Origin of the sequence: Rhodococcus sp. UFZ-B548, from assembly GCF_903819475.1 — a bacterium.
Classification (GTDB): Bacteria; Actinomycetota; Actinomycetes; order Mycobacteriales; family Mycobacteriaceae; genus Rhodococcus_F; species Rhodococcus_F erythropolis.
This window is the reverse complement of sequence record NZ_CAIJDS010000043.1, coordinates 35,801-58,731: the sequence shown is the minus strand read 5'-3', so window position 1 is coordinate 58,731 and position 22,931 is coordinate 35,801. Positions and strand designations below refer to the sequence as shown.

At 63.6% G+C, this 22,931-nt stretch carries 22 protein-coding genes; 7 read left to right on the top strand and 15 right to left on the bottom strand.

Going from position 1 to position 22,931, the window contains the following annotated elements; genetic code table 11:
* Window positions 1-72 precede the first annotated feature (72 nt).
* On the bottom strand, window positions 73-657 hold the full coding sequence (locus H7C86_RS27660) for a hypothetical protein (protein ID WP_003946106.1): 585 nt from the start codon (window positions 655-657) through the stop codon (window positions 73-75).
* A 182-nt stretch (window positions 658-839) separates the two neighbouring features.
* Window positions 840-1,043: a cold-shock protein gene (locus H7C86_RS27655; protein ID WP_003946117.1), complete on the bottom strand. Its 204-nt coding sequence runs from the start codon at window positions 1,041-1,043 to the stop codon at window positions 840-842.
* 456 nt (window positions 1,044-1,499) lie between these two features.
* Between H7C86_RS27655 and H7C86_RS27650 the strand changes: the two genes are divergently transcribed.
* On the top strand, window positions 1,500-3,788 hold the full coding sequence (locus tag H7C86_RS27650) for a DEAD/DEAH box helicase (RefSeq protein WP_182262618.1): 2,289 nt from the start codon (window positions 1,500-1,502) through the stop codon (window positions 3,786-3,788).
* A gap of 7 nt (window positions 3,789-3,795) precedes the next feature.
* On the opposite strand, the gene H7C86_RS27645 is transcribed toward H7C86_RS27650, so the two are convergent.
* The 7 genes from H7C86_RS27645 to ssd all read right to left on the bottom strand — a co-directional run bounded on the left by H7C86_RS27645 (window position 3,796) and on the right by ssd (window position 8,409).
* Window positions 3,796-4,146: an Rv3654c family TadE-like protein gene (locus H7C86_RS27645; RefSeq protein ID WP_019746648.1), complete on the bottom strand. Its 351-nt coding sequence runs from the start codon at window positions 4,144-4,146 to the stop codon at window positions 3,796-3,798.
* A complete protein-coding gene (locus H7C86_RS27640; protein WP_020968274.1) occupies window positions 4,143-4,502 on the bottom strand; it encodes a TadE family type IV pilus minor pilin in 360 nt (119 codons plus the stop codon). Before H7C86_RS27640 ends, H7C86_RS27645 begins: the two co-directional genes overlap by 4 nt.
* Window positions 4,502-4,705, bottom strand: a complete 204-nt coding sequence (locus tag H7C86_RS27635; RefSeq protein WP_020905984.1) for a DUF4244 domain-containing protein — start codon at window positions 4,703-4,705, stop codon at window positions 4,502-4,504. The genes H7C86_RS27640 and H7C86_RS27635 overlap by 1 nt, the downstream gene beginning before the upstream one ends.
* A gap of 65 nt (window positions 4,706-4,770) precedes the next feature.
* Window positions 4,771-5,355, bottom strand: a complete 585-nt coding sequence (locus tag H7C86_RS27630) for a type II secretion system F family protein (RefSeq protein ID WP_021342691.1) — start codon at window positions 5,353-5,355, stop codon at window positions 4,771-4,773.
* A complete protein-coding gene (locus H7C86_RS27625) occupies window positions 5,352-6,140 on the bottom strand; it encodes a type II secretion system F family protein (RefSeq protein WP_020968273.1) in 789 nt (262 codons plus the stop codon). The genes H7C86_RS27630 and H7C86_RS27625 overlap by 4 nt, the downstream gene beginning before the upstream one ends.
* Window positions 6,137-7,318, bottom strand: a complete 1,182-nt coding sequence (locus H7C86_RS27620; protein ID WP_182262617.1) for a TadA family conjugal transfer-associated ATPase — start codon at window positions 7,316-7,318, stop codon at window positions 6,137-6,139. The genes H7C86_RS27625 and H7C86_RS27620 overlap by 4 nt, the downstream gene beginning before the upstream one ends.
* Window positions 7,315-8,409: a septum site-determining protein Ssd gene (ssd, locus tag H7C86_RS27615; RefSeq protein WP_020905980.1), complete on the bottom strand. Its 1,095-nt coding sequence runs from the start codon at window positions 8,407-8,409 to the stop codon at window positions 7,315-7,317. Before ssd ends, H7C86_RS27620 begins: the two co-directional genes overlap by 4 nt.
* A gap of 312 nt (window positions 8,410-8,721) precedes the next feature.
* Here ssd and H7C86_RS27610 point away from each other — a divergent pair, with 312 nt between their 5' ends.
* Window positions 8,722-9,540, top strand: coding sequence for an HAD-IB family hydrolase (locus H7C86_RS27610; protein ID WP_019746641.1), 819 nt, complete (start codon window positions 8,722-8,724; stop codon window positions 9,538-9,540).
* Between the two features lie 390 nt (window positions 9,541-9,930).
* Here the strand turns inward: H7C86_RS27610 and H7C86_RS27605 are convergent, their stop codons facing one another.
* The 5 genes from H7C86_RS27605 to H7C86_RS27585 all read right to left on the bottom strand — a co-directional run bounded on the left by H7C86_RS27605 (window position 9,931) and on the right by H7C86_RS27585 (window position 16,084).
* Entirely contained in the window at window positions 9,931-10,680 is a 750-nt protein-coding gene (locus H7C86_RS27605) for a hypothetical protein (protein WP_020905979.1), read from the bottom strand.
* Window positions 10,681-10,736: 56 nt separating this feature from the next.
* On the bottom strand, window positions 10,737-12,461 hold the full coding sequence (locus H7C86_RS27600) for an ABC transporter ATP-binding protein (protein ID WP_182262616.1): 1,725 nt from the start codon (window positions 12,459-12,461) through the stop codon (window positions 10,737-10,739).
* A 5-nt stretch (window positions 12,462-12,466) separates the two neighbouring features.
* On the bottom strand, window positions 12,467-13,423 hold the full coding sequence (locus tag H7C86_RS27595; protein ID WP_003946092.1) for an ABC transporter permease: 957 nt from the start codon (window positions 13,421-13,423) through the stop codon (window positions 12,467-12,469).
* Window positions 13,416-14,342 carry an ABC transporter permease gene (locus H7C86_RS27590; RefSeq protein WP_019746637.1) on the bottom strand — a complete coding sequence of 309 codons (927 nt, stop codon included), beginning with the start codon at window positions 14,340-14,342 and terminating at the stop codon, window positions 13,416-13,418. Before H7C86_RS27590 ends, H7C86_RS27595 begins: the two co-directional genes overlap by 8 nt.
* 125 nt (window positions 14,343-14,467) lie before the next feature.
* Window positions 14,468-16,084, bottom strand: coding sequence for an ABC transporter substrate-binding protein (locus tag H7C86_RS27585; protein ID WP_020968269.1), 1,617 nt, complete (start codon window positions 16,082-16,084; stop codon window positions 14,468-14,470).
* Window positions 16,085-16,448: 364 nt separating this feature from the next.
* Here H7C86_RS27585 and acs point away from each other — a divergent pair, with 364 nt between their 5' ends.
* Window positions 16,449-18,380, top strand: coding sequence for an acetate--CoA ligase (gene acs / locus H7C86_RS27580; protein WP_019746634.1), 1,932 nt, complete (start codon window positions 16,449-16,451; stop codon window positions 18,378-18,380).
* Between the two features lie 37 nt (window positions 18,381-18,417).
* Here the strand turns inward: acs and H7C86_RS27575 are convergent, their stop codons facing one another.
* Window positions 18,418-18,843, bottom strand: a complete 426-nt coding sequence (locus H7C86_RS27575) for a MarR family transcriptional regulator (protein ID WP_084325698.1) — start codon at window positions 18,841-18,843, stop codon at window positions 18,418-18,420.
* 107 nt (window positions 18,844-18,950) lie between these two features.
* Here H7C86_RS27575 and H7C86_RS27570 point away from each other — a divergent pair, with 107 nt between their 5' ends.
* From H7C86_RS27570 to H7C86_RS27555, 4 genes are all read left to right on the top strand, one after another.
* Window positions 18,951-20,030 (top strand): substrate-binding domain-containing protein, encoded by a 1,080-nt coding sequence (locus H7C86_RS27570; protein ID WP_182262615.1) that lies wholly within the window; start codon window positions 18,951-18,953, stop codon window positions 20,028-20,030.
* Between the two features lie 110 nt (window positions 20,031-20,140).
* The gene (locus tag H7C86_RS27565; protein ID WP_019746631.1) at window positions 20,141-20,761 is read left to right on the top strand and encodes an AmiS/UreI family transporter; all 621 of its coding nucleotides are present in this window, start codon (window positions 20,141-20,143) and stop codon (window positions 20,759-20,761) included.
* A 26-nt stretch (window positions 20,762-20,787) separates the two neighbouring features.
* Window positions 20,788-21,825 (top strand): aliphatic amidase, encoded by a 1,038-nt coding sequence (locus tag H7C86_RS27560; RefSeq protein ID WP_019746630.1) that lies wholly within the window; start codon window positions 20,788-20,790, stop codon window positions 21,823-21,825.
* A 10-nt stretch (window positions 21,826-21,835) separates the two neighbouring features.
* On the top strand, window positions 21,836-22,891 hold the full coding sequence (locus tag H7C86_RS27555; protein WP_182262614.1) for an AAA family ATPase: 1,056 nt from the start codon (window positions 21,836-21,838) through the stop codon (window positions 22,889-22,891).
* Window positions 22,892-22,931: the final 40 nt, after the last annotated feature.

The window sequence follows — 22,931 nt, the reverse complement described above, 5'->3', positions numbered from 1 at the left end:
CCGTCGGACACGCGGCATGAGCACCGTCGGACACGCGGCATGAGCACCGTCGGACGCGAGGCAAGAGCACTGTCAGACGTGCGGCCAGGCGACCGAAGTGTCGACGTGTTTCGGCGCCTCACCGAGGTATTCGACGAGCTTTGTCAGTCTCTTCTTTCCCGACACACGGAGCCCCGGGCCCGGTGTCCGGTTACCCAGTTGAGTCGGCGCGATACCAACCCGCATCAAGGCCTGAGCCAGCGGTGCGTGCGTCTCCTTGGCATGGGGGTCGAGGCCGAAAACGAATCGCTCGCCGCCTTCTTCGAGCCTGCCGGCCGCGACGGCCCACACCCGGAGTTGGCGGGAGTTCGGTACCCAACCGACCGGCACCGCCTTCACAGCTCCCTTGGTCCACTGCACGGACAGCGGAAGGAGTGCGGGCGTCGACTGCGTGCGGACCAATGGGCTGCCTTCTTCACTACGCGTCACCTCGGCCCCGAGTCCGCACTGCGCGATCAACTCGGCAACGGCCTGCGCTCTCCAGTCCCGATCCACGACGATCGAGATCCGGGCACGGTCCTCCGAGGTCACGACCTGACCCGGTCCGGCCAGCATTCCGGCGAGGTCCGTCACGGCAGGTGGAATCGACTCGGCAGAGAAAAAGGACAGTTGGCTCACAGAGTGAAACGTAAGCCACGAAGGTACTGACGGCATAGACGACCGGCCGTGGTCGAACAGCTGCGTGCATTACCTCGGACAGAGAAAGACTGGCTCAGCCCGAAAAGATTTGTCCCCCACCGCACGGATGCGATGGGGGACAAATACTGTCCGAACTAATCGCTCAGCGAGTGAGCGGAAAATCAGACCGCGCGAACGCCGGTAGCCTGGGGACCCTTGGTGCCCTGGCCGACCTCGAACTCCACACGCTGGTTCTCCTCGAGGGTACGGAAGCCGTTGCCCTGAATTTCGGAGTAGTGAACGAAGACGTCTGCGGAACCGTCTTCGGGAGCGATGAAGCCGAAGCCCTTTTCAGCGTTGAACCACTTCACAGTGCCCTGTGCCATGCTTTTCCTTCTCTTTCTAACACCGGATTCGGTGAACAGCCCTTACAGTCCACCGGGCCGGTTCCGACCGCTGTACGTCTTTATTTCCCCCTCAGGAAAGGCAGAGCACCGCGCCCGCAACAACGATCCTGCGAGCGTGCACTTTCTCAAGCCTACGAACACAGAAGCTGCGACCGATTGTCAGTCAACCATGTTCTCCGCGTGCACAACAGTCGAAAAGGGAACTAAAAACGTTAAAAGTTCGCTACGAGAAAAACGGCCCACGATGGTGGCTTCCCGCTTGCGCGCCGACCACCCGGTTCCACCAAGACCGCCGGCCGTTGCGTATCATCAAAACTGCAGGTAGCGACAGTTTCCGATTGCCGCCACACCCCAACGCCGAGCCCGGAGAGTCACGTGAACGCACCTTCCCCGATCCCCGCCCCGGGAGGGAAGCCTGGCGACACCTACGGGCAGATGCTGCTCGATCGCGTCGTCGCCGGGGTCAGTGGAAGCGAAAAACCACTGATGTTCACCGCGCAGTTGCCTGCTCGCGTAGCCGAGTTCACCGAATGGCCGGAGTGGGTGCACCCCAGCGTCGTACGCGCGCTCGCCGAGCACAGCGTGCGGTCCCCGTGGATCCACCAGAGTGAGGCCGCCGACCTTGCTCACGAGGGAAAACACGTGGTCGTGGCCACCGGTACGGCGTCGGGTAAGTCACTGGCATACCAACTCCCGGTGCTGACGGCCATGGCGACCGATCCGCTCGCAACTGCCCTGTACCTCTCCCCCACCAAAGCGCTGGGCTCGGATCAACTGCGAGCAGTGCTGTCCCTCACCGACTTCGACGTCGAACTTCGCAGCACGAACGCCAGTGCGTACGACGGCGACACCTCGCAGGAACTCCGCACCTGGGCACGCGAGAACTCACGCTGGCTCTTCACCAACCCCGACATGATCCACATTTCGCTGCTCCGCACCCATCAGCGATGGGCGCACTTCTTCCGCAACCTGAAATACGTGATCATCGACGAATGCCACTCCTACAGGGGAGTCTTCGGATCCAACGTCGCGCTCGTGATCCGGCGACTGCGCAGGATTGCAGCGCGCTACGGCGCCGAACCTACCTTCATCCTGGCCAGCGCGACCACGGCAGATCCCGGCGCAGCGGCCTCGCGGCTCATCGGCGCACACTGCACCGAGGTCACGGAAGACGGATCGCCGCACGGCCCACGCACCGTCGCACTGTGGGAGCCGCCGCTACTCGAGGCATTGACCGGCGAAAACGGTAGCCCGGTACGACGTCCCGCGGGCGCGGAAGCAGCGCGGATCATGGCTGACCTCATGATCGAGGGCGCCCGTACTCTCACCTTCGTCCGCTCCCGCCGCGGTGCCGAACTGACCGCGATGGCCACCAAACGTCTACTCGCCGAGGTGGACCCGGACCTCGCCGAGCGAGTCGCGTCGTATCGCGCCGGATATCTGGCCGAGGACCGTCGCGAACTGGAAGCTGCGCTCGCCGACGGCACGCTGCTGGGCGCAGCCACCACCAACGCGCTGGAGCTCGGCGTCGACATCGCAGGCCTCGACGCCGTTGTCGTGGCAGGCTTCCCGGGGACCGTTGCCTCGTTCTGGCAGCAGGCCGGTCGCTCCGGGCGACGCGGCGAGGGTTCACTCGTCGTGTTGATCGCCCGCGACGATCCACTCGACACCTACCTCGTTCACCATCCGTCGGCGGTACTCGACAAACCCGTCGAGGCGACGGTGACAGATCCCGGAAATCCGTACGTCCTGGGACCACAACTTCTCTGCGCTGCAATGGAACTCCCACTTTCCGATGCCGAGGTCGACGCTTTCGGGGCTCTCGAGGTTCTGACCAGGCTGTCGGAGGAAGGCAAGATCCGGCGCCGAAAGCACGGATGGTTCGTCACCGCCGATTCGAACCCCCACGGCTCTTTGGACATTCGCGGCGGTATCGGAACTCAGGTGGCCATTGTCGACGGTGTATCCGGCCGGATGCTGGGTACTGTCGATGCGGGCCGCGCTCCCGCCACAGTTCATCCCGGTGCCGTGCACATCCATCAAGGCGAGACCTACGTCGTCGACGAACTGGACCTCGACGTCGGACTCGCATTGGTGCACACCGAGAATCCGGACTGGACCACCTCGGCCCGCGAGACCACCGAAATCACGATCACCGAACAACTCGAGCACAAGAACTACGGCGACATCGCCGTCGCTCTCGTCCAGGTCGAGGTGACACATCAAGTCGTCGGGTACCTACGACGGTTGACTTCGGGTGAAGTCCTCGACTCGATCGAACTCGACATGCCCGCACACACTTTGCCCACCAGGGCAGTGATGTACACGGTCACGCCGGAACTACTCGAATCCATCGGGGTGCCGCCCGAACGGTTCCCCGGATCACTGCATGCCGCCGAACATGCCGCGATCGGCCTGCTGCCGCTGGTGGCAATCTGCGACCGCGGAGACATCGGCGGAGTATCGACGGCCATGCACGCCGACACCGGACTCCCGACTGTCTTCGTCTACGACGGTCACGCCGGCGGCGCCGGGTTCGCCGACCGGGGGCACAGCGAACTGTCACGGTGGCTCACCGCGACGCGCGACGCCATACTCTCCTGCGAGTGCGCTCACGGATGCCCGTCCTGCGTCTATTCACCCAAGTGCGGCAACGGAAACGACCCACTCGACAAAGACGGCGCGGTCAAGGTTCTGACCGCCGTCATCGATACGATCAGCTGAGACACGTTCAGCCGATCGGACCCGCACGAGCGTAGGCCTGCGCATCGCCGATCCCGAAGCCCGACAACAACACCGGTGCACGTATCTCGACAACTACATCCCACCCCTGCACCTCACATTCCGCGAGCACCGTACGCATACGCTCCGCGATCGCCGCGGACTTCGCACACGCAGACGCCTCACCTCCGTCCAAGGCGCCCGCACCGCCGAGAGCCGAAAGATCAGCGGCCGACTGAGCAGTGTGCCGGGCCACCACCGCGGACCCGACATGCAGCATCCCACCAGTCACCATCACGATCGCTGCCAGAACGCAGCACGCCAGAACCGTCGCAACACCTTCGTCGTCACGTAGGTTCACCCCTCTTCCACCCCTGACTCCACAGCTGCCACAGCCTCGGAAGAAATGTCGACCAACGGCAGCAACGTACTCTCGGCGCTGACAACGGCAACGGCAAAGCCGTCAACGATCTCCACCGAGATCGACGCATCTTGGGGTGCGATCCGGCGGGCCGTGGCGACCGCAGACTCACGATCACCACGTGCCACCAACCGCGCGGCCTCACGAGCTGCGTCGACACACCGCACCTGCATCGACACCGCGAGGACGCCACCGATACACAGCACGACCACCGTGACGATCGAAGCCAGAGCAATCGCAGCCTCCACCGTCACGGCGCCGTCGTCGGCTTGCCGAATACCTCTCGTGGACAACATCACACAGCTGTCTTGAGCGCCTTGTCGATGATACCTGTCAGCGCCGAGACAATGGAGTCGCCGGTGACAACCGTGTACAGGACGGCACCGAATGCGGCAGCCGCAATCGTGCCGATCGCATACTCCGCGGTAGACATACCGTCGTCCTCCGTTACCAACAGCGCAAATCTGGCCGACATCGTCCTGAACGTCTTCGAAATCATTTTTCCCCCTTCAATCAAAACCTGTGGCAGCAGTTCTGCCGCAGGAGCTTTCACACGGATCCGGCTCACAACAGGCCATTACCGAGCACAGTCGTGGCAAGCCCGATCACCACCGGGACGATGCCCAAGGCGATGAACGCCGGCAGGAAACACAGTCCGAGTGGACCGCTGATCAGCACTCCCGCACGTTCGGCCGCGGCAGCAGCCAGATCCTCGGCGTCACCTCGACTGCGCTCGGCGAGTTCGGCCATGGACGAGGACAGCGACGAACCCGAACGGGCGGAACGCCGAGCCATTCTGGCGAGCGCCTCGGTATCGGGATCGAGAGCGGCTTCGCTCCACGCGGCGTCGGGGTCGGCACCGAGCGCGAGAAGGTCGGCCACGCGACTGAGCGTGTCGGCCATCGGTTTCGGCGCGGTCGACGCCATCGCTGTGATCGCGGCGGAGACGGGAAGCCCCGCTCGCAGGCAGGCCCCGAGAAGGTCGAGACTTGCGGCAACTGCGAGTGGATCCGGCTTGTCCGGGGCTGCAACCGAATTTTCTGTTGTTGTGTCCGCGAACAGAATTTCTGCCGCCCTGGCCGAAGCGCCGCGGCGAGCGGGAATGATCGCGAGCGCCAACGCGATCATCGCCACGGATGCCCAACTCACGACGTGACCTTCGCAGTTATCCGGTCGGTCCAGAGCAAACCAGCTGAGACACAGGCAGTTCCGATCACGAGCAGCACGCCGCCGAGCCCACCGCCGAACAGCACGCGCAGAGGCGACGCCCCCATCAACTGGCCGAGGCCGATCCCCAGCAGCGGTAGAAAAGCCAGCACCGCAGCCGTCGCCCGAGCGCCCGCCAACCCGGCCTCGGTGCGCTGACGAAAGCGTCTACGCCCCAACATGTCCGTCCGGACCGCGCCGAGTAGTTCAGCCAGAGCCAGACCGTGTTGGTCTGCGACCCGCCAGACGGATCCGATGCGGGAGAACTCACGCTCGATGCACGAATCCGGTACCGCGAAGGCCGCCGCGGCAGAACCACCGAGACGCGCCCTGGCCCCAGCGGACCGGAACACCGCACTTACTTCGCCGCTACATTCCTCGCCTGCAACAGAACTGGCAACTGCAGGATGCGCGCCGACGCTCAGCTCGGCGATCAGCACCTCCAGACCGGAGAGCAGCATCTTCTGTGAGAGGTCCCGGTTTTCGGCCGCCTTCGCGCGGCGCCCACGAAAGATCAAGGTTCCGGCGAGGACGACCGCCGCGCATCCTGCCGACAAGCCTCCGAGAACCCATGCAGCCGACACCGCGAAAAATGCGGCGACCAACTGCCACGGAATCTGCCGGGAGGGCTTGCGGATGCTCGGGGCGTACGTAGCGAGCCGAGCACGTGAATCCCGCACCGGCGCAATCGAGACCGCCAACGCGAGGACCAGGAAGGAAACTGTCACGTCCCGACCTCTCGATTGCGAAGCCGGAACATCCGCTCGAGCCGCTCACGACCCGAACCGCCGTCCGGCCATGCCTGCATGATTTGTACGTATCCGTCCGCACCGCGGTCGATGACGCCGATCTGTTCGAGACGCCTCGATCCGTCGGCCAACCGATGCACGTGCAGGATCACTTGAACTGCCGCGGCAAGTTGACTGTGCAACGCGTGGCGATCCATACCGCCGAGCGCAGCCAACGCCTCGAGTCTGGCCGGCACCTCTTCAGTCGAATTGGCGTGAACGGTGCCGGCGCCGCCATCGTGGCCGGTGTTCATCGCCGTGAGCAGATCCGTCACCTCTGCACCGCGGACCTCACCGACGACGATGCGATCGGGACGCATCCGCAGTGCCTGCCGAACCAGATCGCGCACCGTCACCTCTCCGACACCCTCGACGTTGGGAGCCCTGGCGACGAGGCGGACGACGTGCGGATGCGGCGGCGCTAGTTCGGCCGCGTCCTCGACGCAGACGATTCGCTCGCGCGGGTCGACGGCGCCGAGCATGGCGGACAACAACGTGGTCTTTCCCGCGCCGGTCCCGCCGATCACCAGGAAGGCCAAGCGGCACGAGATGATGTGATCGAGGAGTTCGCGCGCGTCCGGTTCCACGGCGCCGTGAGCACACAGCGCGTCGAGACCCTGTGTTGCGGGCCGCAGCACTCGCAGTGACACGCAGGTTCCGCCCTGGGCCACCGGTGCGAGTACGGCATGAAGTCGTACCCCGAAGTGCCCGTCGCCGACGCCCCGCAGGCGGCCGTCGACCCACGGTTGGGCGTCGTCGAGGCGTCGACCTGCCGACAGTGCCAACCGCTGCGCCAGTCGACGCACCGCTGCCTCGTCGGTGAACCGCACCCCTGACCTTTCGAGGCCGACCCCGCGGTCCACCCAGACCTGATCCGGCGCGGTCACCAGTACGTCGGCGACACCGGGTTCGTGCAGCAGTGGTTCGAGCGGCCCTGCGCCTGTCAGTTCCGTCTGGAGCACCCTGACGACCTCCAACAGATCCGTGTCCGCCAGAACGCCGGAGGACTCGGCTCGCACGGCGTCGGCAACGGTGGCCGCCGTCGGCTCGGCGACCGACGACGCCGTCAGCCGCTCGCGAACTCGGTCGAGCAGTTCTGTCGTGACCAACGCGCTCATGCCGCAGCCCTGCGCGGGCGTGCGCCGGATTCGACGGCGTCGAGTACCGCTGTTGCCACCGCACTCAGCGGACAACCTCGGGTCAATTCGAGGCCACCGCGCTCGAGCATCGGCGCCAGCGAGCGGTGGCCGCGCATCACGGCCGTCAGGGGCAGGCCGAGCATGTCTGCCACATCGGCGCCGCGTAGGCCTCCCGGCGCCGGCCCACGCACGACGAGCCCGACGTTGGAGTTGTGTCGCACCACCCAGGCTCCAACCTTCTCGGCAGCGACGCACGCAGCCACGGTGGCCGGAACCACCACGAGAACCAAATCCGACATCTCCAACGCGGCCTGACCTACCTCGCTGGGATGACGTGGCACGTCGCAGACCACGAGTCCGCCGGAACTGCGACCTGCGTCCAGCACGGCGCGAACGGCGGTCACTGTCGGACCGTCGATCTCGCGGCGACTGCTCGCCAGAACCCTCAAGAACTTTCCCTTTGCCGGCAGGGCATCGCGCAGCGCATCCGGGGCCAACCGCCCGCCCTCGACGGTCAGTGCACCCCAACGCAATCCGGGGGTCGTCTCGATGCCCAACAGCACATCAGCGCCGGAGCCGAGGGCGTCGACGTCCACCAGTAACGTCGGGACGTGACGTGCCGCCGACGTCAACGCGACAGCCGCAGCAGTTGCCGAGGCTCCGCCGCCGCCACAACCACCCACCACGCTCACGACGGTGCCGTCACCACTCACGTCTACGTGGTCGGCCAGAACTGCGACCAACGCGTTCTCCTCTTCCGGCAGGGACAGAACGCTGTCGGCTCCGATCGCGGTGGCGCTCTTCCAGTCGTCGACGGTCGGTGTGCCGTCGCACACGAGGAACACTCGCGTTCGTTTAGGGGAACGAGTCAGAGCATCCCGCGCAGCCGACGCGTCCAACACGACCGCCGAGGCCCGGTTCCACTGTTGCCGGGAAACGGGATGCTCGGCCTCGTCCAGACAGCGGTCCACCGCGGCAGCGACGCGGCGCACGCTCGCGAGGACCTTCGCGTCGTCGACGAGAACCAGAATGGGAGCCCCGGTTTCCCGAGAGTTGATCGTCGTGTTCATGACTGCAGAGCCTGAACGAGCACCGGCACCGAAAACAGTGGGTCGAGAGAGTCTGTGGACAACTGGGAAGTTGTGGAGAAACAGGCCTGAGACAGAGGACGACCCCCGCCAATGGGGGGAGGAGGCGGGGGCCGTCTGAGTTCAGCCCCGGGGGGTCGGGCTGAACTAGTTCGAACGAATCGAACAGCAACGATCTTACACCCGCCATCGGCGAGAAATGCAAGCCTGAGCTGCACTGAACTGCTGTTTTTCGCCGAAAGAGGACGCTTGCCGAGGAGCACACGAACCGCCTGTCGGACTATCCTCATTCCTGTGACCGACAAGCCTGCGAACGGACTGAATACCGGGCGGACAGCCGCTTTCTTCGATTTGGACAAAACGATCATCGCGAAGTCGAGCACCCTGGCGTTCAGCAAGCCATTCTTCGCCCAGGGTCTGATCAATCGACGCTCGGTTCTCAAGAGCAGCTATGCGCAATTCCTGTTTCTTCTGTCCGGCGCCGATCACGATCAGATGGAGCGCATGCGCGAGCACCTGACGGCGATGTGCGCGGGCTGGGACGTGGAACAGGTGAAGGCCATCGTCGCGGAGACTCTGCACGACATAGTCGACCCACTCGTCTTTGCCGAGGCGGCCGATCTGATCGCAGATCACAAGCTGCGTGGACACGACGTCATCGTGGTGTCGGCGTCGGGCGAGGAAATCGTCGCGCCGATCGCCCGCGCCCTCGGCGCCACCCATTCCGTGGCGACGTCGATGAGGGAAGAAGACGGCCACTACACCGGCGAGGTCGACTTCTACTGCTACGGTCCGGGCAAGGTCGAGGCGATGGAAAAACTCGCCGCGGAATACGGCTACGACCTCGCCGCCAGTTACGCCTACTCCGACTCGGTGACCGATTTGCCCATGCTCGAGGCGGTCGGACATCCCACCGCAGTCAACCCCGATCGTGCATTACGCAAGGAAGCGGCCGTAAACGGTTGGCCCATACTGACTTTCTCGAACCCGGTCTCGCTTCGCGCGCGATTGTCAGCCCAGTCCACGACGACGGTCGCCACAACTGCAGCGGTGGGAATCGCAGCTCTGGTGGCCGGCGCCATGACCTTCGGGCTACTGCGTCGGAAACGCTGAAATCCAATGCCCACAAACAAAAATTGGTACTTGCTGTGAGCCCGGACACAGGGTACAAAGGAGTTACGGAAGAACGGAAGGCCAGGAACGGCTCGGAAGAGAAGGACCGTTTCCCCAACCGAAATTCCTAGCACGGGCACTAGGGCACCCACGCGGAGCACAAGCCACTATAAGGGCAGAAGCGTTGTGGGCCTGCGAGATTCGTTCAATTTGAGCGAGGACCCCGCACCGGTTGCGGGGACGACCTCAGAAAGTGCGATCCCTCGCCGAGGCCACCCACACAACCCACCGAGCACGCTTGGTAACGAGTAGTCCGTGCTGACGGGCGGCGAAGTCGATTTATCGGCAGCGCCGCCCGTTCGTTATGTGCCGGCCCCGCCCTGTTGCAGACTATCCAGTCGCCGCGTCGGCGATCGAAGTCGCTTCTCGCGCACCGGCTTCGAGAGCTCCACAGCACAAGATCACCCAACTGCCGACACCCGCCGGATTTCCCGAAGCGAATCCAGCCGCGCCGTCCGTGTACGCCTGCGGCCGCCGAAGCCAACTGACCTCGGGGACTCCCAGATTGTGCGGATCCAACCCGGACGAGACCGCAACCAGACGCGAAGCCGCACGTGCAACAATGCCGTCAGCGGTGCCGAACGGGCTCAGCGCCAAGAGTTCTCCGTGCACGACGGCCGCCAGAACCGGCGCCGGTGCACTGGTTCCGCCGGTAACGAGTTGCGCGAGAGCGTCCAACCGCTCCCCCACTCCGCGATCCGAACGTGGCCGCCCCAGTTGATCCGCGTCCTCGACGAGGTCTGCCGCGGCCAGCAGGTGCAGCCGGGCCAAAGCCTGCAGCGGGGCGCGCTTCCACGTCGACTCCATGAGGGGAAGACTGTCGCCGTCCAGAGCCTGAGCCACGCGCAGAGCACCCGCGAGAATCGGATCACCGGCCATGCCCTCGGCCGGCAATTCGGTGGTGCCACCGGCCAGCGATGCGGAAGCTCGCGCAGCGCGAACCGCGGCTTCGGCGGCAGTGGTGGGCCAACCGCGACGGTTGGTCTTGTGCCGATGAACCTCACCCAGAGCGTCGCGCGCATGATCGGCGGCGGCGCGTACGCCTGGAAGATCGACGAGGGGCTGCAAGGGGTCCGTCACGATCAACGACGGTACCCTTGCAGCCCCTCTGCGGACTTGCCTACCTACCTGTTGCGTCAGCTTCCCAGCGTGATGGACCCGCCGGGAATCGCGTCGAGCAACTTGCGGGTGTAGTCCTGTTGCGGATTGCCGAACACGTCGTCGATCGGTGCCGATTCGACGATCGAGCCACGCGACATCACCAACACGTTGTCCGCGATCTGGCGAACCACGGCCAGGTCGTGCGTGATGAAGAGGTACGTCAACCCGAACTCTGCCTGCAGGTCGTTGAGCAGGGTCAAGATCTGATCCTGCACGAGCACGTCAAGAGCGGAGACCGCCTCGTCGCAGATCACGACCTCCGGCTGAAGTGCCAACGCTCGCGCAATTGCGACGCGCTGACGCTGTCCGCCGGAGAGCTCGTTCGGGAACCGTCGCATGACTGACTGGGGCAGACCGACCTTGTCGAGAAGTTCGCGGACGCGAGCCTCCCGTTCTGCTTTGGTCCCGACCTTGTGGGTACGCAGCGGCTCTTCGATCGTGCGGTAGATCGAGTACATCGGGTCGAGCGTGCCGTAAGGGTTCTGGAAGATCGGCTGCACTCGGCGACGGAACGCAAAGGTTTCCTTCGCACCGAGTTTGGACACGTCCTGACCGTCGAAGACCACGTTGCCTGCGGTGGGCTCGAGCAAACCGAGAACCATCTGCGCGACCGTCGACTTACCGGAACCCGATTCGCCGACGATTGCAGTCGTGGTTCCGCGGCGGACCTTGAAGGACACGTCGTTCACGGCGGTGAAGTCGGTGGTCTTGCGGAAACCCTTGCGCAGCTTGAACACCTTGGTCAGATGATCGACGACAAGAACGTCGTCGGTCGCCTTGCCGAAGGACTCTGCCGCACTTTCCTCGGCCTTGACCGCTTCGGCGACCTCTTCCGCCTGTTCGCGAATCTCGGCGCGCGCCACCGACGAGCTGAGCCGCTTCGACGCCAACGACGGCGCAGCCGCGACCAGCTTCTGCGTGTACGGATGCTGCGGGCGCTTCAGAATCTCCAGTGCCGGACCGGATTCGACGATACGACCCTTGCTCATCACGATCAGATGCTCGGCGCGCTCGGCGGCCAAGCCCAGATCGTGAGTGATGAGCAGAACGGCGGTGCCGAGTTCCGTTGTCAGACTGTCTAGGTGATCGAGGATCTGACGCTGCACCGTGACGTCGAGCGCCGACGTCGGCTCGTCCGCGATCAGGAGCTTCGGACGAGCGGACAACCCGATCGCGATGAGTGCGCGCTGACGCATACCGCCCGAGAACTCGTGCGGGTACTGCCCCAACCGGCTCTCGGCCTCCGCGAGTCCTGCCTCCTCGAGCAGTTCGGCGGCCCGAACCTTGGCTGCCTTGCCCTTGGCGATCCCGTTGGCGGCCAGTGCTTCCTCGATCTGGAAGCCCACTTTCCACACGGGATTCAGATTCGACATCGGGTCCTGCGGAACCAAACCGATCTGGCTTCCCCGGATGTGGACGAAGTCCTTCTCCGAGACCTTCGAGATGTCCTTGCCGTCGAAGATGATCTCGCCTGCCGTCACCTTGCCGGTGCCGGGAAGCAGATTGATGATCGAGTGGGCGGTGGTGGACTTACCCGAACCCGATTCGCCGACGATCGCGACCGTCTGACCCGGGTAGACGGTCAGGCTGACGCCTCGAACTGCCGGAACCGGACCGGAATTGGACTGGAAAGACACCTCGAGATCACGAATCTCGAGCAACGGAGTTTCCTCCGAGGTGAGAGTTTCCTTGGTGGTCATCGTGCTCACCGCTTCCGCGACTTGGGATCGAGGGCGTCGCGCAGAGCGTCACCCATCATGATGAATCCGAGAACGGTGATCGCCAAAGCCGTTGCCGGGTAGAACAGAATGGTCGAACCCTGACGCAGCGTTACCTGAGCGTTGCTGATGTCGCCGCCCCACGAAACCTCGGTGGACGGAAGACCGATACCGAGGAAGGACAGCGTCGCCTCGGCAACGATGTACGTACCGAGCGAGATGGTGGCGACCACGATGATGGGCGCCAACGAGTTCGGGATGACGTGGCGGATCAGTGTCTTGAGCTTCGAGACACCCAACGCTTCCGAGGCCATGACGTAATCGTTGTTCTTCGCCGAGATCACCGCGCCTCGAGCGATTCTTGCCATCTGCGGCCAGCCGAAGAGCGCCAGCACGCCGACGACGGTCCAGATGGTGCGATCGGTGAACAGCTGCATCAGGACGATGGCAGCCAGGATCAGCGGGATGCCGAAGAAGATGTCGGCGACACGGGAGAGGATCGAATCGGTCCATCCGCCGTAGAAACCGGACAGCGCACCGAAGATCACGCCGATCACCAGCACCGACGCCGTGACACCGACGCCCACGAGTACGGATGCGCGAGCACCGTAGATGGTGCGCGAGTACACGTCACAGCCCTGGCGGTCGAAACCGAACCAGTGCCCTGAGGTCGGTCCCTGCATGCTGTAGGTGAGGTCGCAGAACCGCGGATCGGTGCTTGTGAACAAGCCCGGAAACGCTGCGATGACGATGACCGCGAGGATGATGATCGTCGAGATGATGAACAGGGGACGCTTGCGTAGGTCGCGCCACGCGTCGGTCCACATGCTCGTCGGCGCCTGATCGAGTTTGACGGCGTCCGTCTCCCCCGGTGCCGCAACTTCGGGCGGCGCCACGAAATGACTTTGCCGGACAGCGCGTCCGGTCTTCACGGTCTCAGACATAGCGGATCCTCGGATCGAGCGCGGCGTACAAGAGGTCGACGAGCAGATTCGCGATCAGGTAGATCACGATCAGGATGGTGACGAACGAAACCACCGTCGGCGCTTCACCTCTGGTCACGGCCTGGTAGATCGTGCCACCGACGCCGTTGATGTTGAAGATGCCCTCGGTGACGATGGCGCCGCCCATCAACGTCGCGAGGTCGGCACCCAGGAACGTGACCACGGGGATCAGCGAGTTGCGCAACACGTGTACGCGAACCACTCGTCCACGGGAAAGTCCCTTGGCGGTAGCGGTGCGGACGTAATCGGCAGTCAGATTCTCCGCCACGGACGTTCGGGTCAGTCGCAGTACGTACGCAAACGAGACCGAACCGAGAACCAGGGCAGGGAGCAGGAGATTGGTGAAGCTGGTGTTGCCACCGACCGTCGGCGGGACGATGCCCCATTTGACGCCGATGAAGAACTGAGCCAGGAAGCCGATCACGAAGATCGGGATGGCGATGAGAACGAGGCTGAACAGCAGGACGGTGCTGTCGAAGAATCCGCCCTTACGCAGGCCCGCGATGAGGCCGAAGCCGACACCGAAGACCGTCTCGACGATCAGTGCCATGAAGGCAAGTTTCATCGTGATCGGAAATGCCTGTGCCAGAACTTCACTGACAGGTCGTCCGGAGAACGACGTGCCGAAGTCCAGCGTGAAGATGCCCTTCAGGTACAGCAGGTACTGCTGATAGAAGGGGAGATCGAGGTGGTAGCGCTCCCGAAGCTGTGCTGCCACAGCCGGACTGAGCGCCTTGTCGCCCGCCAACGCGGCAATCGGATCACCGGGAAGCAGGAAGACCATGGCGTAGATCAGAAGAGTGGCCCCGAGAAAAACCGGGATCATTTGAAGCACTCGGCGACCGATGTACCAGAGCATCGGATCACCTCCTTGTCGATGATCGTGTACGTCAGCGGACAGTCCGGTGTGAACACGAGTTCGGGACGGCAGGCAGGGCGCCTGCCGCCCCGAACTCACGTTTCAGATGCGGATCGTTCTACGCGTCAGTTCTTTTCGATGTCTTCGTAGACCGGAACACCGTTCCAGCTGATGGTCACGTTGGAAACGTTCTCCGACCATCCACTGGCAGCGTTGCGGTACCACGTCGGAACTGCGGGCAGGTCCTTGAGCAGGACTTCCTGGGCCTGATCGAGCAGTTCCTGAGCCTTCGCCTGATCGGTCTGGCCGGCCGATTCGCGCAGGAGGCGGTCGAACTCGGGGTTGGAGTAGTCACCGTCGTTGGAGCTGCCGCCGGTCTGGTAGTTCTGCGCCAGGAAGCCGTACTGCTGCGGGTAGTCGCCCTGCCAACCGGAGCGGAAAGAGCTCTGGATGGTGCGGTCGGTGGCTTCGGTGCGGATCTGAGCGAAGGTGGCGTACTGCTTGCCCTTCGCGTCGATACCGAGGGTGTTGCGGATGCTGTTCGCCGTGGCATCGACCCATTCCTGGTGTCCGCCGTCGGAGTTGTAGGCGATCTCGAAGCTGCCGGACCACGGTGCGATGGCGTCAGCCTTGGCCCAAGCAGCCTTGGCCGCCTCGGGATCGAACTTCACGTTACTGTTACCGGTCAGCGAGTCGTTCCAGCCCTTGATTGCGGGGCTGGTGAAGTCGAGTGCAGGCGTCCTGGTCTTGTTGAAGATCTGCTGGGTGATCTGATCGCGGTTGATCGCCATCGAGATCGCCTGACGGCGGAGCATGCCCTCTTCGCCGCTGAAGTGCGGCAGGCGACCCGGGATCGTGAACGTCTCGATGGTTGCCGACGGCTGGTTGACGGTGCGTCCGGGCAGGTCCGACTCGAAGGTCGTGACGGCGCTCGGCGGAACCTGGTCGAGAACGTCGACGTTGTTGGCCAGGAGATCGGTGTACGCCGTGTCGAGGCTGTTGTACATGATGAAGTCGACGCCGGCGTTCTTCGGCTTACGGTTGCCGTTGTAGTCCGGGTTCACGACGGTGTCGATGCGGACGTTGTGCTGCCACGCGCCGGTTCCGTCGAGCTTGTACGGGCCGTTGCCGATCGGGTTCTCACCGAAGGCGGTCATGTCCTTGAACGCGACCTCGGGCAGCGGGTAGTAAGCCGTGAAGCCGAGGCGATCGGGGAACGCCGACTCGGGCTGCTTGAGTTCGATGGTGAAGGTGGAGTCGTCCACAACCTTCAGACCCGACATGGTCTGTGCCGTCGGAACCTCGGCGGCAACTTCGTCGTAGCCCTTGATCGGATCGAAGAACGATGCCTGAAGCTGAGCGTTGGTGGAGAGGGCTCCGTAGTTCCACGCGTCGACGAACGACTTCGCGGTGACGGGGGTGCCGTCCGTGAAGGTCCAGCCGTCCTTGAGCTTGACGGTGAAGTTCTGACCGTCGGTGCTCTCGATGGACTCGGCAACCTCGTTCTCCGTACCGCCGTCTGCGGTGTACGAAACGAGACCGGAGAACAGTGAGTCGAGGACGCGGCCGCCCATGTTCTCACTCGTGTTCGTGGGGATCAACGGGTTCTGAGGCTCGCCCGCCCAGGCGTTGACGACGCCACTGGACGATCCGCCCGACGAATCGCCGGACGAACATGCCGTGATCAGCACTGCCGTCATTCCGAGCGCGACCGCGCCGGTCGCTATGCGTGAGATACGCAAAGGAATTCCTTCCACATCTAAGTGACCCCGAGCATGCTCGCGGCCTGCCGACAGCCGTAACTGCCGGCGTCGTGTCGCCTACAACTGAAAGTGAACGTGACTTCGAGTTGCGGTCGAATAATGGTTTGACAATAGACACATCGAACCCGAAGCGCGCACCGCACCCATTGTTGGAAAATTGGGGGTAATTGAATTCGGGCACATTCATTCGTCGGCGGAAGTGACCACCCGTCGCATCGATTCGACCGATCGTCGCAGGACAACGGGTTGCAACGTGATGCAACGGTGCGTTTGAGCGAGCTTGTGACTACCCTCACACGGAGTCAGAAAAGTGTCGATCAATGTGGAAAGAAGGCCGTCAGCCATGACAAGCGCAGCCGAAACAGACGTCCCCCAGGCATATCCGCCGAGCGCAGAGTTCGCTGCGGCCGCCAACGCGGGACCGGAGTTGCAGGCTGCCGCAGATACCGACCGCCTCGCTTTCTGGGCGAATCAGGCTGAGCGCCTTCACTGGCACGAGAAATGGACCGACGTCCTCGACTGGACCGACGCCCCCGTCGCCAAATGGTTCGTCGGCGGAAAACTCAACGTCGCCTACAACTGCGTCGACCGCCACGTCCTCGCAGGCAACGGCGACCGCGTCGCCATTGCATTCGAAGGCGAACCAGGCGATTCCCGGAATCTGACCTACAACGACCTCCTCGCCGAAGTCAGCCGCGCCGCAAACACTTTCACCGACCTCGGCCTCGTCGCCGGTGACCGCGTAGCGATCTACATGCCGATGATCCCCGAAGCGATCGTCACCATGCTCGCCTGCGCCCGCCTCGGCCTGACCCACTCGGTCGTCTTCGCCGGATTCTCCGCCACTGCCCTACGCTCGCGCATCGACGACGCCCAAGCCAAGCTCGTCGTCACCGTCGACGGCCAGTGGCGACGCGGCGCCGCAGCACCCATCAAAACAGCGGTCGACGAATCCGTCGCCGGCGCCGACTCCGTCCAGAACGTGTTGGTGGTCAACCGGACCGGCATCGACGTCGAGTGGACCGACGGCCGCGACCTGTGGTGGCACGAGACCGTCGCGCAGGCCTCACCTGAGCACGAAGCGCAGGCCTTCGACGCCGAACATCCCCTGTTCATCCTCTACACCTCCGGCACCACCGGTAAGCCCAAGGGCATCATCCACACCTCCGGCGGCTACCTCACCCAGGCGTCGTACACCCACCACAACGTCTTCGATCACAAAGCGGGACAAGACGTCTACTGGTGCACCGCCGACATCGGCTGGGTCACCGGACACTCTTACATCGTCTACGGCCCCCTCTCCAACGGTGTCACCCAGGTCGTCTACGAAGGCACCCCCAACTCCCCGAACGAGCACCGCCACTTCGACATCATCGAGAAGTACGGCGTCTCCATCTACTACACCGCACCCACCCTCGTGCGCACGTTCATGAAGTGGGGCCGGGAAATCCCCGACGCCCACGACCTGTCCTCGATCCGCTTGCTCGGATCTGTGGGCGAGCCCATCAACCCCGAAGCGTGGCGCTGGTTCCGCGACGTCATCGGCGGCAACAAGGCCCCCATCGTCGACACCTGGTGGCAGACCGAGACCGGCGCGATCATGATCTCCCCGCTGCCCGGTATCACCGCCACCAAGCCCGGATCCGCGATGGCACCGCTGCCGGGCATTTCCGCGAAGATCGTCGACGACGACGCCAAGCCCCTCGGCCCCGGCGGCAACGGTTACCTCGTCCTCGACGAGCCGTGGCCGGCGATGCTCCGCGGCATCTGGGGCGACATGGACCGCTACCGCGACACCTACTGGTCCCGCTACGCCGAAGAAGGCTGGTACTTCGCCGGTGACGGCGCCAAGTACGACGACGACGGCGCCCTCTGGGTCCTCGGCCGCGTCGACGACGTCATGAACGTCTCCGGTCACCGCATCTCCACCTCCGAGGTGGAGTCAGCACTGGTCAACCATCACGGAGTCGCCGAAGCTGCCGTCGTCGGTGCCGCGGACGAGACCACCGGACAGGGCATCGTCGCGTTCGTCATCCTGCGCGAAGGCGTCGAGAACACCGGCGACGTTCTGATCGCCGAGCTCAAGGCGCAGGTCTCCACCGACATCAGCCCCATCGCCAAGCCGCGTCAGATCACGATCGTGCCGGAACTGCCGAAAACCCGATCAGGCAAGATCATGCGCCGCCTCCTGCGCGACGTCGCCGAAGGCCGCGACCTCGGAGACACCTCAACCCTGGTCGATCCCAAGGTATTCGACGCAATCCGCGGCAAGTAGGGCCTTCGGCCCCTGTGCGCCTTTTTGGTAGTCCCCACTACCAGGAAGGCGCACAGGGGCGGAGCCCCTCTCGCAACTTCACTTCCTCTTTCGACGTCAGCCAGGACTCCTCGGCCACACGAATATCTGCAGCAACCCGCTTGTGCAGAGATTTTCCGCGCGAGGAGAGAAACACGCGTACCTTCCGGCGATCGTCCTCACCGACCTCGCGATAGATCAGCGCAAGCGAGACCAACTTGTCCGCAACTCGCGTCAGCGTCGGAGCCGGTGTTCCCGTTCGATCGCGCAGCTCAGCCATCGTCAGCCCCTCGGTCGACGCCAGGGCTTCGAGCGTCATCCAGTGATCGAGAGTGAGATTCTCAGCCGCCAGCGTCTTCTCCGCCGCTGCCGCGGCCATTCGAGCCGCTCGGACCAGCGTGGTCGTCAGCGAAGCATCAAGAATTCCGGAGTCACTTTTTCCCACTGATCGCTCCCCCGCTGTTGCGTACTTCACACTTCTCGGGCAATACTTTCAAATGAAATGATAGTAACCCAGGCCAGGCCGCTGACTTCCGATTCCGGCGGCGACGCATGAGCGCTACCGGCGCGCTCGAACGCGCGCGCAGCACCGTGTGGCGCCTGGGCATGGTGCTTCCCCTCCAAGGACCGGCCGGACTGTTCGGTCCGTCGTGTGAGGCGATCAGCGAATTGGCCGCCCGCGATCTCAACAACTCCGGCGGCGTACTGGGACGCGAAGTCCAGATCGAAGTGATCGACGGCGGCGCTGCGCCGGGCGTCGTCGCAGCCCGCGTGCAACAGCTACTCGACGCAGGCGACATCGACGCCGTCAGCGGTTGGCACATCTCCTCGGTCCGGCACGCACTCGCGCCGGTGGTCGCAGGCCGTATTCCGTACTCGTACACCTCGCTCTACGAGGGCGGCGAGGTCCGACCAGGAATCTACTGTTCGGGCGAAACACCACGACAGCAGATCGCGCCGGCACTGAAGTGGCTGCGCGACAACGTCGGAGCGCGCAAGTGGTTCGTCGTCGGCGACGACTACATCTGGCCTCACAGCTCGCTCGGGGCCGTGAGGCAATTCGCCACCGAACTCGACCTCACCCTGGTCGGCGGTTCGTTTGTCGATCTGGGGCGCGGCAACATGAAGCAGTTGGTCGAGACCGTCTCGAACTCCGGTTGCGACGGCGTGATCATGCTCCTCGTCGGGCAGGACGCCGTCGACTTCAACCGAGCCTTCGCCCGCCGAGGCCTCGACGAGTCGATGATCCGGTTCAGCCCGTTGATGGAAGAAAACATGCTGCTCGCAAGCGGCCCCCGCGCAACCCGGAACCTGTTTGCCTCGGCAGCGTACTTCCGCTCGATGGTCGACGGTAACTCCATGGACCTGCTCGGGCGCTACATCGCACTGCACGGCGCGCACGCTCCGGCACTGAACAACGCTGCCGAGTCGTGTTACGAAGGGATACATACCCTTTCGGCCCTGGTTCGACGCGCCGACAGCACCCACCCGCACGCCCTGGACGCCGTCGTCGAAGGCGCCGCGTACGACGGACCTCGCGGAACCGTCGAGTTTCGCGATCGCGTTGCACGACAGAAGATTCAGCTGGCCGTCGCCGACGGACTCGACTTCTCGATCATCGCCACCCTCTGAAACCTTCCCCTGAGATCCACCTCTTGACTTCTGTGGCGCGCATCACTTAGTTTCATTTGGAATCATTTCATTTGAAAGTAACCCGTCCCGAAAGTAACCGGAGGTGCCCGATGGGCAGTGTTGGTTTGCTTTACGTGGGAGCCGTCCTCTTCGTCAACGGACTGATGCTGCTCGGCACAGTTCCCGTTCGATCCGCCTCGGTCCTCAACCTCTTCGTCGGCGCACTTCAATGCGTCGTCCCCACCGTTTTGTTGATTCAGGCACAGGGAGATTCGAGCGCCGTCCTGGCGGCCTCAGGTCTCTACCTGTTCGGATTCACCTACCTCTACGTGGGAATCAGCAATCTCGCCGGCTTCGAACCGGAAGGAATCGGGTGGTTCTCACTGTTCGTCGCGTGCGCCGCGCTCGTGTACTCCTTCCTCTCGTTCACGGTGAGCAACGACCCCGTCTTCGGGGTCATCTGGCTCGCATGGGCAGCACTGTGGACGCTGTTCTTCCTGGTGCTCGGCCTCGGCCGTGAGAACCTCAGCCGCTTCACCGGCTGGGCAGCAGTCCTGCTGAGCCAGCCCACCTGTACTGTTCCCGCCTTTCTGATCCTGACCGACAACTTCCACACCACACCCGCGGTAGCCGCCGGCTGGGCCGGAGCGCTTCTGGTTCTCCTCGGCCTGGCCAAGATCCTCGCTGCACCCAAAGCCGCAGTTCCCCAGACTCATCCAGTCTTCAACTGATCCACACAACCAAGGAGTGAAAGACAATGCGACACGGTGACATCTCCTCCAGCAACGACACGGTCGGCGTAGCAGTAGTCAACTACAAGATGCCCCGCCTGCACGATCGCGCCGGAGTTCTCGAGAACGCGCGCAAGATCGCCGACATGATGATCGGCATGAAGACCGGACTCCCCGGAATGGATCTGGTGGTATTCCCCGAATACTCCACGCAGGGAATCATGTACAACGAAGAGGAGATGTATGCGACAGCGGCAACCATCCCCGGTGACGAGACCGCAATCTTTTCCGCCGCTTGCCGCGAGGCCGATACCTGGGGAATCTTCTCCATCACCGGTGAACAGCACGAAGACCATCCGAACAAGCCGCCGTACAACACGTTGATTCTCATCGACAACAAGGGCGAAATCGTTCAGAAGTACCGAAAGATCCTGCCCTGGTGCCCCATCGAAGGGTGGTACCCCGGCGACACCACGTACGTATCCGAGGGTCCCAAGGGCCTGAAGATCTCGCTCATCATCTGCGACGACGGCAACTACCCGGAGATCTGGCGTGACTGCGCGATGAAGGGTGCAGAACTCATCGTCCGCTGCCAGGGCTACATGTACCCCGCCAAGGACCAGCAGGTGATGATGTCCAAGGCAATGGCCTGGGCCAACAATTGTTATGTGGCAGTTGCCAATGCGGCCGGATTCGACGGCGTCTACTCCTACTTCGGACACTCCGCGATCATCGGATTCGACGGCCGGACGCTGGGTGAGACCGGCGAGGAGGAATACGGAATCCAGTACGCGCAGCTGTCCGTGTCCGCCATTCGCGACGCACGCGAGAACGATCAGTCCCAGAACCACATCTTCAAGCTCCTTCACCGCGGATACTCCGGCGTGCACGCTGCAGGTGACGGGGACAAGGGTGTCGCGGACTGCCCGTTCGAGTTCTACAAGCTGTGGGTCACCGATGCCCAGAAGGCTCAGGAACGCGTCGAGGCCATCACCCGAGACACAGTGGGCGTGGCGGACTGCCGCGTCGGAAACCTGCCGGTCGAGAAGACAATCGAAGTTTAAGGATCTCGCTGTGCCGTATATCACCGACATGCTCCATGACCGGAACAGTGCAGCACCACCACCAGCCGAGGAACGATCCGAACCCGTACCGGTCGGGGCCTTCGACGCTCGCAAGCTCTCGAAAGCCCTGAGTTCCAAGATCGTCGGACAACAGGCCGCCGTCGACGCAGTGGTTCGGGCGATTTCGATCGCGCATGTCGGTGCCACGGATCCGACGCGTCCGCTCGCCAACATCCTTCTGGTCGGCCCCACCGGCGTCGGCAAGACGGAGTTGGTGCGGCGCGTGGCCGCGGAACTACGGTCCGGGCCCGACGATCTGTGCCGCATCGACATGAATGCTCTTGCTCAAGAGCATTATGCGGCGTCGTTCTCCGGGGCACCGCCTGGGTACGCCGGCAGCAAGGAGTCCTTCACACTGTTCGACAAGAACACCGTCGAGGGCGATCCGTACACCCCCGGAATCGTCCTGTTCGACGAAGTGGAGAAGGCCGACCCCACCGTTCTACGTGCGCTCCTGCAGGTCCTCGACAACGGCGAACTCCGGTTGGCGAACGGTCAGCAGAAGATCTCGTTCCGCAACAGCTATGTGTTCCTGACCTCGAATCTCGGTTCTGCTGCGGTGGCGGAACGTCGACGGTCCCGGGTGCGGCAGCTCGCCGATCGCGTCCGGATCGATCGACCACACCATGGTCACCACTTGGTGCAGCGCGCTCTCGAGAAGTTCTTCGACCCCGAGTTCTTCAACCGCATCGACGAAACCGTGATCCTCGACGAGTTCGACGAACAGACCGCGGAACAAGTGACCCGGCTCGAGATCGAACTGATCACGACTCGGTTGGCCAGGAGAGGCGTCGACGTCGACGTGGACGACAGCGCCGTCGCTCTGTTGCAACGGCGCGGATTCGATCCGGTGTACGGAGCACGTGGCCTGCGTCGGACCATCCGAAACGTCTTGGCCGACCCGGTGGCCACCGCCGTTCTCGACCTACGACCAGTCGGGACGCAGCCACTCGCCTTGCAGGCGCGGGCAGTTGGTGATCAGATACAGGTAAAGAAAGTCCCATGAGTGCTCGCTCACGTTGCGGATCGAATCCGCAACGTGGGCG